This window comes from Pseudomonas sp. KU43P (assembly GCF_033095865.1).
Classification (GTDB): domain Bacteria; phylum Pseudomonadota; class Gammaproteobacteria; order Pseudomonadales; family Pseudomonadaceae; genus Aquipseudomonas.
Map to the genome: position 1 here is coordinate 4,393,259 of NZ_AP019365.1, position 15,144 is coordinate 4,408,402.

General features: G+C 63.2%; 11 protein-coding genes. 3 read left to right on the forward strand and 8 right to left on the reverse strand.

Translation table 11 applies throughout. The features are described 5' to 3' along the window. Nucleotides 1-229: 229 nt before the first annotated feature. The 7 genes from rpsA to mtnA form a co-directional block, all read right to left on the reverse strand. Nucleotides 230-1,906, reverse strand: coding sequence for a 30S ribosomal protein S1 (rpsA, locus tag KU43P_RS20125; RefSeq protein WP_008095150.1), 1,677 nt, complete (start codon nucleotides 1,904-1,906; stop codon nucleotides 230-232). Between the two features lie 123 nt (nucleotides 1,907-2,029). Further along, nucleotides 2,030-2,716, reverse strand: a complete 687-nt coding sequence (gene cmk / locus KU43P_RS20130) for a (d)CMP kinase (protein ID WP_317659196.1) — start codon at nucleotides 2,714-2,716, stop codon at nucleotides 2,030-2,032. Further along, entirely contained in the window at nucleotides 2,713-4,920 is a 2,208-nt protein-coding gene (locus KU43P_RS20135; RefSeq protein ID WP_317663873.1) for a bifunctional prephenate dehydrogenase/3-phosphoshikimate 1-carboxyvinyltransferase, read from the reverse strand. Before KU43P_RS20135 ends, cmk begins: the two co-directional genes overlap by 4 nt. Nucleotides 4,921-5,130: 210 nt before the next feature. Beyond that, nucleotides 5,131-6,225 carry a prephenate dehydratase gene (pheA, locus tag KU43P_RS20140; protein WP_317659197.1) on the reverse strand — a complete coding sequence of 365 codons (1,095 nt, stop codon included), beginning with the start codon at nucleotides 6,223-6,225 and terminating at the stop codon, nucleotides 5,131-5,133. Next, on the reverse strand, nucleotides 6,225-7,310 hold the full coding sequence (gene serC / locus KU43P_RS20145; RefSeq protein ID WP_317659198.1) for a 3-phosphoserine/phosphohydroxythreonine transaminase: 1,086 nt from the start codon (nucleotides 7,308-7,310) through the stop codon (nucleotides 6,225-6,227). The genes pheA and serC overlap by 1 nt, the downstream gene beginning before the upstream one ends. A 236-nt stretch (nucleotides 7,311-7,546) precedes the next feature. Continuing rightward, nucleotides 7,547-10,309 (reverse strand): DNA gyrase subunit A, encoded by a 2,763-nt coding sequence (gene gyrA / locus KU43P_RS20150; RefSeq protein WP_317659199.1) that lies wholly within the window; start codon nucleotides 10,307-10,309, stop codon nucleotides 7,547-7,549. Between the two features lie 346 nt (nucleotides 10,310-10,655). Then, entirely contained in the window at nucleotides 10,656-11,732 is a 1,077-nt protein-coding gene (mtnA, locus tag KU43P_RS20155; protein ID WP_317659200.1) for an S-methyl-5-thioribose-1-phosphate isomerase, read from the reverse strand. A gap of 110 nt (nucleotides 11,733-11,842) precedes the next feature. Here mtnA and ubiG point away from each other — a divergent pair, with 110 nt between their 5' ends. From ubiG to KU43P_RS20170, 3 genes are read left to right on the forward strand one after another with little or no spacing between them, the layout of a single operon-like run. After that, nucleotides 11,843-12,541 (forward strand): bifunctional 2-polyprenyl-6-hydroxyphenol methylase/3-demethylubiquinol 3-O-methyltransferase UbiG, encoded by a 699-nt coding sequence (gene ubiG / locus KU43P_RS20160; RefSeq protein WP_176514224.1) that lies wholly within the window; start codon nucleotides 11,843-11,845, stop codon nucleotides 12,539-12,541. A gap of 2 nt (nucleotides 12,542-12,543) precedes the next feature. Then, the gene (gene mupP / locus KU43P_RS20165) at nucleotides 12,544-13,215 is read left to right on the forward strand and encodes an N-acetylmuramic acid 6-phosphate phosphatase MupP (protein WP_317659201.1); all 672 of its coding nucleotides are present in this window, start codon (nucleotides 12,544-12,546) and stop codon (nucleotides 13,213-13,215) included. Nucleotides 13,216-13,258: 43 nt separating this feature from the next. After that, nucleotides 13,259-13,999, forward strand: a complete 741-nt coding sequence (locus KU43P_RS20170; protein ID WP_176514228.1) for a YciK family oxidoreductase — start codon at nucleotides 13,259-13,261, stop codon at nucleotides 13,997-13,999. A gap of 358 nt (nucleotides 14,000-14,357) precedes the next feature. Here KU43P_RS20170 and KU43P_RS20175 read toward each other — a convergent pair whose 3' ends face one another. Continuing rightward, a complete protein-coding gene (locus KU43P_RS20175) occupies nucleotides 14,358-15,143 on the reverse strand; it encodes a TenA family transcriptional regulator (RefSeq protein WP_317659202.1) in 786 nt (261 codons plus the stop codon). Nucleotide 15,144: the final 1 nt, after the last annotated feature.

A 15,144-nucleotide genomic window follows, 5' to 3' on the forward strand; every position in this document is an offset into this window, starting at 1 on the left:
CTAGATCATTGCTTAATCAGTTTGTAGCACGCTCGGAGGGATTTGAACAGGGCGGATCTTGACTTAATAAAAAAATTCAAGATCGGGGCGCAGGGAAACTAGAGCAGGGCTGGTTCGCAGCCCATTGCCGGCAAGCCGGCTCCCACAAGGGGTAACGCTGGCGCGAGGGAAATCAGGCATAAAAAAAGGGTGGCCCGAAGGCCACCCTTTTTTACCGATCAAACAGAACTCAGTTCTGCTTGGCCATTGCTTCGCGCAGCAGCGCAGCCATGGTGGTATCGGCAGCCGCTTCCGGAGCGTTTTTCAGGCTCTGGATGGCTTCACGCTCTTCAGCGTCGTCTTTCGATTTGATCGACAGGCTGATTACGCGGGACTTGCGGTCAACGCTGATGATCTTGGCTTCGATCTCTTCGCCTTCCTTCAGGACGTTACGCGCGTCTTCAACGCGGTCACGGCTGATTTCGGAAGCTTTCAGAGTGGCTTCGATGTCGTCGGCCAGGGTGACGATGGCGCCTTTGGCGTCAACTTCTTTCACGATGCCCTTGACGATAGCGCCCTTGTCGTTGACAGCAACGAAGTTGGAGAACGGATCGTCTTCCAGCTGCTTGATGCCCAGGGAGATGCGCTCGCGCTCTGGGTCAACCGACAGGATGACGGTTTCCAGCTCGTCGCCCTTCTTGAAGCGACGCACGGCTTCTTCGCCGGTTTCGTTCCAGGAGATGTCGGACAGGTGAACCAGACCGTCGATGCCGCCGTCCAGACCGATGAAGATACCGAAGTCGGTGATCGACTTGATGGTACCGGTGATCTTGTCACCCTTGTTGAACTGGCCGGAGAAGTCTTCCCATGGGTTGGACTTGCACTGCTTGATGCCCAGGGAAATACGACGACGCTCTTCGTCGATGTCCAGAACCATGACTTCCACTTCGTCGCCAACCTGAACGACTTTCGACGGGTGGATGTTCTTGTTGGTCCAGTCCATTTCGGAAACGTGTACCAGACCTTCAACGCCTTCTTCCAGCTCAGCGAAGCAGCCGTAGTCGGTCAGGTTGGTAACGCGAGCCTGTACGCGAGTACCTTCTGGGTAACGCGAAGTGATAGCTACCCACGGATCTTCGCCCATCTGCTTCAGACCCAGCGAAACGCGATTGCGCTCACGGTCGAACTTCAGAACGCGTACGTCGACTTCGTCGCCAACGTTAACGATTTCCGACGGGTGCTTGATGCGCTTCCAGGCCATGTCGGTGATGTGCAGCAGGCCGTCGATGCCGCCCAGGTCCACGAAGGCGCCGTAGTCGGTGAGGTTCTTGACGATACCTTTGACCTGTTGGCCTTCCTGCAGGGTTTCCAGCAGGGCTTCGCGCTCGGCGCTGTTCTCGGCTTCCAGCACGCTGCGACGGGAAACGACAACGTTGTTGCGCTTCTGGTCCAGCTTGATGACCTTGAATTCCAGCTCTTTGCCTTCCAGGTGGGTGGTGTCGCGCACAGGGCGGACATCAACCAGGGAGCCCGGCAGGAACGCACGGATGCCGTTAACGTCGACAGTGAAGCCGCCCTTAACCTTACCGTTGATAACGCCCTTGACCACTTCTTCGGCGGCGAAAGCTGCTTCCAGAACAATCCAGCACTCGGCGCGCTTGGCTTTTTCACGGGACAGCTTGGTTTCGCCAAAGCCGTCTTCGACCGCGTCCAGCGCAACGTGAACTTCGTCACCGACCTTGATGGTCAGCTCGCCAGCTTCGTTGTAGAACTGCTCGAGCGGGATGACGCCCTCGGACTTCAGACCAGCGTGTACGGTAACCCAGTCGCCGTCGATGTCGACAACGATACCGGAGATGATCGCACCCGGCTGAAGATTGAGGGTTTTCAGGCTTTCTTCAAAGAGTTCTGCAAAGCTTTCGCTCATTTTAATTCCTGTAGATTCGGGCGAAACAGACGCCCATAGCCACATTCCAGACAATGTGGGTTTCGTTAAGTAAAGGAAAACAGGCAGGACGTTGACTGGTGCCCCTGCCGGCTTTCCTGGCGATCAGACCAAGTCGCGCTGGGCGAGCTCGCTTCTGATCCGTTGCAACACCTGCTCGATGGACAACTCGGTAGAGTCCAGCTGAATGGCATCGGCCGCTGGCTTGAGCGGGGCCACTGCACGCTGGGTGTCACGCTCATCGCGCGCACGAATCTCATCTAGCAGACTCGACAGACTAACATCTTCACCCTTGCCCTTCAACTGCAGGTAGCGGCGACGGGCACGCTCCTCGGCGCTGGCGGTCAGGAAAACCTTCAGCGGCGCGTCCGGAAACACCACCGTACCCATGTCGCGACCGTCGGCAATCAGCCCTGGAGCCTCACGGAAGGCACGTTGACGCTGCAGCAGCGCTTCACGCACCGCCGGCAGCGACGCCACCATCGAAGCACCGGCACCGACCGTCTCGGTGCGGATGACATTGCTGACATCCTCGCCTTCAAGAATGATCTGCTGAAGCTTACCCGGCTCGGCGGCGATGAACTGCACATCCAGATGGGCGGCCAAGGCCTTGAGCAGCTCTTCGTTGGTGAGGGCGACGCCGTGGTTGCTGGCGTTGAACGCCAGCAGGCGGTACAGCGCGCCGGAGTCCAGCAGCTTCCAGCCCAGCTCGCGGGCCAGCAGGCCTGCAACGGTGCCCTTGCCCGAACCGCTCGGGCCGTCGATGGTGATGACCGGTGCTTGCGAATTCACGACTTGCCCTCTTCGGCGACGCGGATGCCGACTTCGGCGCACAGTTTGAGGAAGTTCGGGAACGACGTAGCGACGTTGGCGCAATCGTGGATGCGGATCGGCGCACTGGCACGCAGCGAAGCAACGCTGAAGGCCATGGCGATACGGTGGTCGCCGTGGCCGTGCACTTCGCCGCCGCCCAGCGGGCCGCCGTCGATGATGATGCCGTCCGGGGTCGGCTCACACTTCACACCCAGGGTGATCAGGCCGTCGGCCATGACCTGGATGCGGTCGGATTCCTTGACCCGCAGCTCTTCGGCACCGCGCAGCACGGTACGCCCTTCGGCGCAGGCCGCAGCCACGAACAGTACCGGGAACTCGTCGATGGCCAGCGGCACCAGATGCTCGGGGATCTCGATACCCTTGAGCTTGGCACCACGCACGCGCAGGTCGGCAACCGGCTCGCCGCCGACTTCACGCGGGTTCTCCAGGGTGATGTCGCCACCCATAAGACGCAGGATGTCGATCACGCCAGTGCGGGTCGGGTTGATGCCGACGTGCTCGAGCACCAGCTCGGAGCCTTCGGCGATCGAAGCGGCTACCAGGAAGAAGGCTGCCGAGGAGATGTCCGCCGGCACCTCGATGCGGGTTGCAGTGAGCTTGCCACCCGACTCCAGCGAAGCGACCGGGCCGTTGCTTTCGACCGAGTAGCCGAAGCCGCGCAACATGCGCTCGGTGTGATCACGGGTCGGTGCAGGCTCGGTAACGGTAGTCTTGCCTTCGGCATACAGGCCAGCCAGCAGCAGGCACGATTTGACCTGGGCGCTGGCCATCGGCAGCGTGTAGGTCAACGCCTTGAGCTTGTGGCCACCGCGAATGGTCAGCGGTGGGCGACCTTCCGGGCCGGTTTCCACAACCGCCCCCATTTCGCGCAGCGGGTTGGCCACGCGGTTCATCGGGCGCTTGGACAGCGAGGCGTCACCGGTCATGGTCACGTCGAACGGCTGGCCGGCCAGCAGGCCCGACAACAGGCGCATCGAGGTACCGGAGTTACCCACGTAGATCGGCCCGGGTGGCGGCTTCAGGCCGTGCAGGCCAACGCCATGGATGGTCACGCGGCCATGGTTCGGGCCTTCGATGACCACTCCCATGTCACGGAACGCCTGCAGGGTCGCCAGGGCATCCTCACCCTCGAGGAAGCCTTCGACTTCGGTCGTGCCTTCGGCCAGCGAGCCGAGCATGATCGAACGGTGGGAAATCGACTTGTCGCCCGGTACGCGGATTCGCCCGGTCAGGCGGCCACCCGGTTGGGCCAGGAAAATCAGATCGTTGGCGTTCATAGCGTCCACATAGGCCCGGCGGGCCAGGATTTTACTGAAATGCTCGCGGGCAACGCGTGCGCGGGTGAATACACCCAGCAGCTGGTGCCCGTCCCCAGCATCGACCGCGTCGCGCAAGGCGTCGAGGTCGCTGCGAAATGTGTCCAAGGTGCGCAGGACAGCCTCGCGGTTGGCGAGAAAGATGTCGTGCCACATGGTCGGATCGCTACCGGCGATTCTCGTGAAATCGCGGAAACCTCCCGCAGCGTACCGGAAGATCTCGAGGTTTTCATTGCGCTTGGCCAGCGAATCGACCAGACCGAATGCCAGCAGGTGCGGCAGATGACTGGTCGCGGCCAGCACTTCGTCGTGACGCTCTACCGGCATGTGCTCGACATCGGCATCCAGCGCACGCCACAGGCGGTCGACCAGGGCCAGGGCGGCCGGGTCGGTTTCCGCCAGCGGCGTGAGGATGACTTTGTGGCGACGGAACAGGCTGGCGTTGGAGGCCTCTACCCCGCTCTGCTCGGAGCCGGCGATCGGGTGGCCCGGAACGAAGCGCGAAAGGCGCTCGCCGAACACGTCCCGGGCGGCGCGCACCACGTTGCCCTTGGCACTGCCGACGTCAGTGATGACAGCCTTGCCCAGGTCGAGCTGTGCCAGACGGGCCAGCAGCTTCTCCATGGACAGGATCGGCACGGCCAACTGGATGACATCAGCGCCGACACAAGCGACGGCGAGGTCTTCCTCGCAGCGATCGACCACGCCCAGGGCCACGGCCTGCTTGCGCGAAGGGGCATCCAGGTCGACGCCGACCACCTCGCGGCACAGGCCGCTTTCGCGCAGGCCCTTGGCGAAGGAGCCACCGATCAGGCCGAGGCCGACGACGACCAGGCGGTCGATGATTGGTGCGGGTTTGTTTGTTACAGCATTGACCACGAGTGCGAACCCTGTTCAGAAATCAAGACGGAACTGTGAGACCGCAAGGGGGTTGCTTCGCAGCCCATCGCCGGCAAGCCGGCTCCCACAGGTACAGCGCAAACCTTGAGGTGTGCGCGATCCCTGTGGGAGCCGGCTTGCCGACGATGGGCCGCACAGCGCCCCAACGGCCTCGAATCAAAGCACCGCCTTCGGATACGACCCCAGCACCTTCAGCGCCACGGCCTCCTGACTGATCTGCTCCAGCACGGCCTTGATCAGCGGGTCTCGATGGTGGCCGACGAAGTCGATGAAGAACACGTAGGTCCACTTGCCACTGCGCGACGGCCGCGTCTCGATGCGGGTCAGGTCGATACCGTTCTCATGGAACGGCACCAGCAGCTCATGCAAGGCACCTGGCTTGTTGCTCATCGACACGATGATCGAGGTCTTGTCGTCACCGGTCGGTGGCACTTCCTGGCTGCCGATCATCAGGAAGCGCGTGGAGTTGTCCGGGCGGTCCTCGATTTTCTCGGCCAGGCGGGTCAGGCCGTACAGGTTGGCCGCCATGTCGCCGGCGATCGCCGCCGAATTCCACTCGCCCTTGACGCGCTTGGCCGCCTCGGCATTGCTCGACACCGCCACCCGCTCGACATTCGGGTAATGCGCGTCCAGCCACTTGCGGCACTGGGCCAGGGACTGGGCGTGGGAGTAGATGCGGGTGATGCTGTCGGTCTTGGTGTTCTCGCCCACCAGCAGGTGATGGTGAATGCGCAGCTCCACTTCACCGCAGATCACCATGTCGTGCTCGAGGAAGCTGTCCAGGGTGTGGCTGACCGCGCCTTCGGTGGAGTTTTCCACCGGCACCACGCCGAAGTTGACGGCACCGGCCGCCACTTCGCGGAACACTTCGTCGATCGCCGCCATCGGGCGGCTGATCACGGCGTGGCCGAAGTGCTTCATCGCCGCGGCCTGGGTGAAAGTACCCTCAGGGCCGAGATAGGCGATCTTCAGCGGCTCTTCCAGAGCCAGGCAGGACGACATGATTTCGCGGAACAGCCGCGCCATCTCTTCGTTGTCCAACGGGCCCTTGTTGCGCTCCATGACGCGCTTGAGCACGGCAGCCTCGCGCTCGGGGCGGTAGAACACAGGCTTTTCGCCTTCGGCCAGCGAAGCGGTCTTGACCTTGGCCACTTCCTGAGCACAACGAGCACGCTCGCTGATCAGCTCGAGAATCTTCTCGTCGAGGCTGTCGATGCGTACACGCAGCGCCTTCAACTCCTGATCGGACATCAGCCGTGCTCCTTCTCGAATTCGGCCATGTAGGCAACCAGGGCGTCAACCGCCTCCAGGCCCAGGGCGTTGTAGATGGAAGCACGCATGCCGCCCACCGAACGGTGGCCCTTGAGGTTGAGCAGGCCACGGGCGTCGGCGCCGGCCAGGAAGGCTTTGTCCAGGCGCTCGTCAGCCAGGCGGAACGGCACGTTCATCCACGAACGGGCGTTGTGGCTGATTGGGTTGGTGTAGAACTCGCTGGCGTCGATGAAACCGTAGAGGCGGTCTTTCTTGGCACGGTTGCGCTGCTCCATGGCCTCGACACCACCTTGCTCCTTGAGCCACTCGAACACCAGGCCCGAGAGGTACCAGGAATAGGTCGCCGGGGTGTTGTACATGGAGCCGTTGTCGGCCGAAACCTTGTAGTCGAGCATGGTCGGGCAGCTGCTACGGGCGCGGCCCAGCAGGTCTTCACGCACGATCACCACCACCAGGCCGCTCGGGCCGATGTTCTTCTGCGCACCGGCGTAAATCAGGCCGTACTGGGACACATCGATCGGGCGGGAGAGGATGTCGGACGACATGTCGACCACCAGCGGTACGTCACCAGTCTCAGGCACCCAGTCGAATTGCAGGCCGCCGATGGTTTCGTTGGATGCGTAGTGAACGTAAGCGGCGTTCTTGCTCAGCTTCCACTCGTTCTGGCCAGGGATGGCCAGGTAATCGTAGGGCTTGGCACTGGCAGCGACGTTGACGTTACCGAAGCGACGCGCTTCCTCGATGGCCTTTTTCGACCAGATGCCGGTTTCGATGTAATCGGCGGTGCCGTCTTCCGGCAGCAGGTTCAGCGGAATTTCGGCGAACTGCTGGCTGGCACCGCCCTGCAGGAACAGCACCTTGTAGTTCGAGGGGACGGACAGCAGGTCACGCAGGTCCTGCTCGGCCTTCTCGGCGATGGCCACGTAGTCGTCGCTGCGATGGCTCATTTCCATCACCGACAAGCCCTTGCCACGCCAGTCCAGCATTTCGGCCTGGGCACGCTGCAGGACAGCTTCAGGAAGCGCGGCAGGGCCTGCGCAGAAGTTAAAGGCTCGTTTGCTCACATCCACTCTCGCTCTGCCAAATAGAACAAAATCGTAATTCGATGGTGCCTGCATTGGGGCGGCTTCGCAGCCCATCGCCGGCAAGCCGGCTCCCACAGGGGGCGCAAATCTCAAGGCTTGCGCGGTACCTGTGGGAGCCGGCTTGCCGGCGATGGGCCGCACAGCCGCCCCAATGGCCTAGCTTTATCAGTCAAACGGGGCGACCTTGGTCGCCCCGCTCGGGTTGTTGCGCTTGCTTACTCTTGCGGTGCCTCTTCGGCGCCCGCGCTTTGATCGTCCAACGCATCGGCCTCGACGTCTTCCGCGTCCGTCTCGATCAGGTCATCGAGTTCGTCCTCGGAAGGCTCCTGGATACGCTCCAGGCCAACCAGCGTTTCGTCAGTCGCCAGCTTGATCAGCGTCACACCCTGGGTGTTGCGGCTCAGGCTGGACACTTCACCCACCCGTGTGCGCACCAACGTGCCTTGGTCGGAAATCAGCATGATCTCTTCGCCTTCCTGCACCTGGATGGCACCGATCAGCAGCCCGTTGCGGCCCTTGGTGCCCATGGCGATCACACCCTGGCCACCACGCCCGCGACGCGGGAACTTCGACAGCGGCGTGCGCTTGCCGAAACCACGCTCGGAAGCGGTGAGGATCTGCGCGCCGGACTCCGGAATCAGCATGGAGATGATGCGCTGCCCCTTGCCCAGTTTCATGCCGCGCACGCCACGGGCGGTACGGCCCATCTCGCGAACCACGCTTTCGGCGAAGCGGATCACCTTGCCGGCGTCGGAGAACATCATGACTTCCTTGGCACCATCGGTGATGGCCGCAGCAATCAGGGTGTCGCCTTCTTTGAGCTTCAGGGCGATCAGGCCGTTGGAGCGAGGACGCGCGAACTGCACCAGCGGAGTCTTCTTGACGGTACCGGAAGCGGTGGCCATGAAGATATAGGCGCCGGTCGGCTCAGCCACCCACTCAAGGGTGTCGCCGTCTTCTTCGTCGACTTCTTCGACCTCTACCACTTCACCTTCGATCACGCCCTCGTCGCCGTCCTCCAGCTCTTCGTCCGGATCAGCGCTCTGCTGCAAGGCCTCGAGGTCGATCTGCAGCATGGCGGTGATGCGTTCACCCTCCTCCAGCGGCAGCAGGTTCACCAGCGGGCGACCACGCGCAGCGCGGGAGGCCTCTGGGATCTCGTAGGTCTTCTTCCAGTACACCTTGCCCTTGCTGGAGAACAGCAACAGGGTGGCGTGGCTGTTGGCGACCAGCAGGTGCTCGATGTAGTCCTCGTCCTTGACGCCGGTCGCCGACTTGCCCTTGCCGCCACGGCGCTGGGCCTGGTAGGCGGACAACGGCTGGGTCTTGGCATAGCCACCGTGGGAGATGGTCACCACACGCTCTTCTTCCGGGATCATGTCGCCGTAGTTGAGGTCGTGGCTGGCGTTGAGGATCTCGGTGCGACGGGCATCGCCGTATTCGGCACGGATCGCTTCGAGCTCTTCGCGGATCACTTCCATCAGGCGCTCGGCGCTGCTGAGGATGCGGATCAGCTCGCCGATCTGCTCGAGAATTTCCTGGTACTCGGCCAGCAGCTTCTCGTGCTCCAGGCCGGTCAGGCGGTGCAGGCGCAGGTCGAGAATCGCCTGGGCCTGTTCCGGCGACAGGAAATACTTGCCGTCGCGCAGGCCATACTGCTCGGGCAGGTCTTCCGGGCGGCAGGAGTCGGCGCCGGCGCGCTCGACCATGACCTGCACGGCACTGGACTCCCAGGCAGTGGAAATCAACGCTTCCTTGGCTTCCGACGGCGTCGGCGAAGCCTTGATCAGGGCGATGACCGGGTCGATGTTGGACAGCGCAACCGCCTGGCCTTCAAGGATGTGGCCGCGTTCGCGGGCCTTGCGCAGCTCGAACACGGTACGGCGGGTCACCACTTCACGGCGGTGACGGACGAACGCTTCGAGCAGGTCCTTGAGGTTGAGCAGGCGCGGGCGACCATCGATCAGTGCCACGACGTTGATGCCGAACACGCTCTGCAACTGGGTCTGCTGGTAGAGGTTGTTGAGCACCACCTCCGGCACCTCGCCGCGACGCAGCTCGATGACGATGCGCATGCCGTCCTTGTCGGACTCGTCGCGCAGCTCGGTGATACCTTCGATCTTCTTCTCTTTGACCAGCTCGGCGATCTTTTCGATCAGGCGTGCCTTGTTCAGCTGATACGGCAGCTCGGTGACGACGATCTGCTGGCGGCCCCCGACCTTGTCGATGTCTTCGACTTCGGAGCGTGCGCGCATGTAGATGCGGCCACGGCCGGTGCGGTATGCCTCGATGATGCCCTGGCGGCCGTTGATGATGCCGGCAGTCGGGAAGTCAGGGCCGGGGATGAACTGCATCAGCTCATCGATGGTGACTTCCGGGTTGTCGATCAGCGCCAGGCAGCCGTCGATGACTTCACCGAGGTTGTGCGGCGGGATGTTGGTCGCCATGCCCACGGCGATACCGCTGGAACCGTTGACCAGCAGGTTGGGAATACGGGTCGGCATGACCGCCGGAATCTGCTCGGTGCCGTCATAGTTGGGCACCCAGTCGACGGTTTCCTTGTGCAGGTCGGCCAGCAGCTCGTGGGCCAGCTTGGCCATGCGCACTTCGGTGTATCGCATCGCTGCGGCGTTGTCGCCGTCGACCGAACCGAAGTTGCCCTGGCCATCGACCAGCAGGTAGCGCAGCGAGAACGGCTGGGCCATACGCACGATGGTGTCGTAGACCGCAGTGTCGCCGTGTGGGTGGTACTTACCGATCACGTCACCGACCACACGGGCGGATTTCTTGTACGGCTTGTTCCAGTCGTTGCCCAGTTCGCTCATCGCATAGAGAACGCGACGATGCACGGGCTTCAAGCCGTCACGCGCATCGGGCAGCGCTCGCCCGACAATCACGCTCATCGCGTAGTCGAGGTAAGACTGTCTCAGTTCGTCTTCGATATTGACCGGGAGGATTTCTTTGGCCAGTTCGCCCATGAGAAGCCTGATTCCTTTTTCTGGTGAAACTTCGTAGCTCCATCAAGGGCCGAACGAAGCTCGCCGCCGCAGCGCTTAGGGGTGCGACGACTTACGACAAATCAATGAGTTGTGCCATGGATCTGCGCAAAATTGGCCGCCGTGATGGGCGGTCTTGGAAACTGCCGGATGTTATCACAAAGGCAGTGGCGGTGGGGAGATCTGGCAGGTTGCCGCTAGGCAATGAATATGAGGGTGTTTGCACGGGCCCAATCGCCGGCAAGCCGGCTCCCACAGGTTCACCGCAGGCTCGAACACTGTGGGGTACATGTGGGAGCCGGCTTGCCGGCGATTGGGCAAGACCTGCCTAGTGCAAACGCTTGCGGCACACCAACTGGGCAAGCTTGATCGCATCCGGCCGTTCGACGATGCCGCGCTCGGTCACGATCACATCGATCAGGTCTGCCGGGGTCACATCGAACACCGGGTTGAACACCTCGACATCCGGCGCCACCCGGGTTCCGGCATAATCCAGCAGCTCGTCGGCGTCGCGCTCTTCCAGCGGAATGTCCTCACCCGTAGCCAGGTTAAGGTCGATGCTGGTGCTCGGCGCCACCACCATGAAGCGCACGCCATGGTGCATGGCACTCACTGCCAGCTGATAAGTGCCGATCTTGCTGGCCATGTCGCCATTGGCCGCGATGCAGTCGGCGCCGACCACCACCCAGGTAATGCCCTTGGTCTTCATCAGGTGGGCCAGGGCCGAGTCGGCGCACAGGGTCACCGGGATGCCTTCGTTGGCCAACTCCCAGGCGGTCAGGCGCGAACCCTGCAGCCAGGGCCGGGTTTCGCCGGCATACACACGCTCGACCATGCCTTCGAGATAACCCGCACGGATCACACCCAGCGCGGTACCGAAGCCGCCGCTGGCCAGCGCACCGGCATTGCCGTAGGTCAGCAGGGTCTGGGCGTTGCCCTGGTGCCGGCGAATCAGCTCGATGCCGTACTGGGCCATGGTCAGGTTGGCCTCGCGGTCGCTTTCATGGATGGCCATTGCCTCCGCTTCCATGACCGCCAGCACATCTTCCTCGGGGCGCAGCCGCTGCAGGCGCTCGCGCATGCGGTTGAGCGCCCAGAACAGGTTGGCCGCGGTTGGCCGCGCCTCGGCCAGGCTGAGGAAGTCCTCTTCCAAGTCCATCTCCCAGTCGCCACCCTCGGCAAGGCGCTCCTCCAGAGCCAGGACCAGGCCATAGGCCGCGGCAATGCCGATGGCCGCCGCGCCGCGCACCGCCATGTCACGGATCGCCGCAGCCACCTGCGCGACATTGTCGCAGGCCAGCCAGCACTCCTGCGACGGCAGCAGGCGCTGGTCGAGCAGGTGCAGGACGCGGTGCTGCCAGCGAATCCCGGTCACCTTCTCCGCCGCCAAAAGTCGCTCGCGCATCGCCTCTCCCCGTCGTTCGGATATCAAAAGCCGGCGATTATAGCGACCCTCGGGCCTGGGCGCTCGGGTATACTCCGGCGCAATTCGTAGAAGATTCAGAGGATTGTTCAATGAGCAACGTCGACCACGCCGAAATCGCCAAGTTTGAAGCCTTGGCGCACCGCTGGTGGGACCGCGAAAGCGAGTTCAAGCCGCTGCACGACATCAACCCGCTGCGCGTCAACTGGATCGACGAGCGCGTCAGCCTGGCCGGCAAGAAAGTCCTCGACGTGGGCTGCGGCGGCGGCATTCTCAGCGAGGCCATGGCCCTGCGTGGCGCCAGCGTCACCGGCATCGACATGGGCGAGGCGCCGTTGGCGGTTGCCCAGCTGCACCAGCTGGAATCGGGCGTGCAAGTGGAGTACCGGCAGATCACTGCCGAGGCCCTGGCCGAAGAAATGCCCGAGCAGTTCGATGTGGTCACCTGCCTGGAGATGCTCGAGCACGTGCCCGACCCCTCTTCGGTGATCCGCGCCTGCTACCGCATGGTCAAGCCTGGCGGCCAGGTGTTCTTCTCGACCATCAACCGCAACCCCAAGGCCTACCTGCTGGCCATCGTCGGCGCCGAATACATCCTCAAGATGCTGCCGCGCGGCACCCATGACTTCAAGAAGTTCATCCGCCCGTCGGAGCTGGGTGCCTGGAGCCGCGTTGCCGGCCTTGAAGTGAAGGACATCATCGGCCTGACCTACAACCCGCTGACCAAGCACTACAAGCTGTGCAGCGACGTCGACGTCAACTACATGATCCAGACCCTGCGCGAGGAATGAGCATGCGTTTGCGAGCGGTACTCTTCGACATGGACGGCACCTTGCTCGACACGGCGCCGGACTTCATCGCCATCTGCCAGGCCATGCTGGCCGAACGTGGCCTGCCGGCCATCGATGACAAGCTGATCCGGGACGTGATCTCCGGGGGCGCCCGCGCGATGGTCGCCGCGACCTTCGCCATGAACCCTGACGACGACGGCTTCGAGCCGCTGCGCCTGGAGTTCCTCGAGCGTTACCAGCGCGACTGCGCGGTACACAGCAAGCTGTTCGACGGCATGGGCGAACTCCTGGCCGACATCGAAAAAGGCAACCTGCTGTGGGGCGTGGTCACCAACAAGCCGGTGCGTTTTGCCGAGCCGATCATGCAGCGCCTGGGCCTGGCCGAGCGCTCGGCGCTGCTGATCTGCCCGGACCACGTGAAGAACAGCAAGCCCGACCCCGAGCCGCTGATCCTGGCCTGCAAGACTCTCGACCTGGACCCGGCCAGTGTCCTGTTCGTCGGCGACGACCTGCGCGACATCGAGTCCGGCCGAGATGCCGGCACCCGCACGGCAGCGGTGCGCTACGGCTATATTCACCCGCAAGACAACCCGAACAACTGGGGCGCCGATGTGGTGGTGGACCACCCGCTGGAGTTGCGCAAGGTGATCGACGGCGCCCTGTGCGGCTGCTGATACCTGCATCGATCGCGCACCCACCCATGTGAAGGACCTGAACATGTTCGACTACACCGCCCGCCCCGACCTGCTCAAGGGCCGGGTCATCCTGGTCACCGGTGCCGGCCGCGGCATCGGCGCTGCCGCCGCCAAGGCCTACGCCGCCCTGGGCGCCACCGTGCTGCTGCTGGGCAAGACCGAAGCCAACCTCAACGAGGTCTACGACCAGATCGAGGCTGCTGGCCACCCGCAGCCGGTGGTGATCCCGTTCAACCTGGAAACCGCCCTGCCCCACCAGTACGACGAACTGGCGGTGATGATCGAAGACCAGTTCGGCCGCCTCGACGGCCTGCTCAACAATGCCTCGATCATCGGCCCGCGCACGCCGCTGGAGCAGCTTTCCGGCGACAACTTCATGCGCGTGATGCACATCAACGTCGATGCCACCTTCATGCTCACCAGCACCCTGCTGCCGCTGCTCAAGCTGTCGGAGGACGCCTCGGTGGTATTCACCTCCAGCAGCGTCGGGCGCAAGGGCCGGGCCTACTGGGGGGCCTACGGCGTGTCGAAGTTCGCCACCGAAGGGCTGATGCAGACCCTGGCCGACGAGCTTGAAGGGGTGGCGCCGGTGCGCTCCAACAGCATCAACCCGGGCGCCACGCGCACGGCGATGCGGGCCCAGGCCTATCCGAGCGAGAACCCGCAGAACAACCCGCTGCCGGAAGAGATCATGCCGGTGTATCTGTACCTGATGGGGCCAGACAGCACCGGGGTGAATGGGCAGGCTTTCAACGCTCAGTGAGCCTTGTGCTGCTTTCACTGGCCCTATCGCCGGCAAGCCGGCTCCCACAACCTGCGCTCGAGAGCGGCTTGTACCTGATGGGGCCGGACAGCACCGGGGTGAATGGGCAGGCTTTCAACGCTCAGTGAGCCTTGTGCTGCTTTCACTGGCCGTATCGCCGGCAAGCCGGCTCCCACAACCTGCGCTCGAGAGCGGCTTGTACCTGATGGGGCCGGACAGCACCGGGGTGAATAACGCTCAGTGAGCCTTGTGCTGCTTTCACTGGCCCATCGCCGGCAAGCCGGCTCCCACAACCTGCACTCGAGAGCGGCGCTGAGCCTGTGGGAGCCGGCTTGCCGGCGATAGGGCGGGTACAGTCTCAGCCAGCGGCCAGCGCTGGGCGCATACGCCCCTGCTGTCGCCCTTCCAACTGCATGCACCGCTCCAGGAATAGGTACATGCAGTCATAACTCTTGCAGATCGCCTTGCGCAGTTCGTTGCGCAGCCCCTGGGTCGGGTTCTCGCCAGCCAGGGTACAGATGATCTCCAGCGCCTCCCACGGGTGGGCGTCGTCATACTGGGCATGCATCTTCAGCCACTTCATCGCGCGCTTGCGCTGATCCTCCGGGAAACCCATGGCATAGGTATCCTCGGCGCAGACCACCGCCGACCACTCCCCGGTCGCCCCTTCGATGGCGTAGTTGGTCGCCGCCATGGCAATCGCCAGCGACTCGGTGGTGCACACCCGCCAGCACCAGTCATTGAGCCCGTTGAGCTCTGCCGGCACTTCCTGGCCCTGCAGCTCGTGCAGGTGTATACCGTGTGCGTGACACCAGTGCACCCAGTAATCGGCATGGTTGAGCTCCACCCGGATGTTGCGCATCAGCCAGCGCCGCGCCATGTCCTCGCCGGGGTGGCGGGCATAGCGGGTCTTGGTCAGGTTGTGGGCCATGTACAGCGAGAACTGCTCGACCACCGGCCAGCCACCGATCAGGTACTGGCGAATGGTCGACTGGCGCAACTGGCCGTCGCGCAGGCGCTGGTAGAACGCGTGCTCGACCACCCGGCGCTTGCTTTCCCGGCAGTCTTCGATCAGTTGCTGAGCCCATTGGGGGTAACTGGCGGGGTCCATCAACGGCCCGATACGAACGAATGCATCAATCACT

Excerpts from the sequence above, each read along its gene's own strand:
- KU43P_RS20170 (WP_176514228.1), top strand. The coding sequence starts at position 13,259 with ATGTTCGACTACACCGCCCGCCCCGACCTGCTCAAGGGCCGGGTCATC.
- gyrA (WP_317659199.1), bottom strand. The coding sequence starts at position 10,309 with ATGGGCGAACTGGCCAAAGAAATCCTCCCGGTCAATATCGAAGACGAA.
- pheA (WP_317659197.1), bottom strand. The coding sequence starts at position 6,225 with ATGTCCGATCAGGAGTTGAAGGCGCTGCGTGTACGCATCGACAGCCTC.
- rpsA (WP_008095150.1), bottom strand. The coding sequence starts at position 1,906 with ATGAGCGAAAGCTTTGCAGAACTCTTTGAAGAAAGCCTGAAAACCCTC.
- mupP (WP_317659201.1), top strand. The coding sequence starts at position 12,544 with ATGCGTTTGCGAGCGGTACTCTTCGACATGGACGGCACCTTGCTCGAC.
- ubiG (WP_176514224.1), top strand. The coding sequence starts at position 11,843 with ATGAGCAACGTCGACCACGCCGAAATCGCCAAGTTTGAAGCCTTGGCG.
- mtnA (WP_317659200.1), bottom strand. The coding sequence starts at position 11,732 with ATGCGCGAGCGACTTTTGGCGGCGGAGAAGGTGACCGGGATTCGCTGG.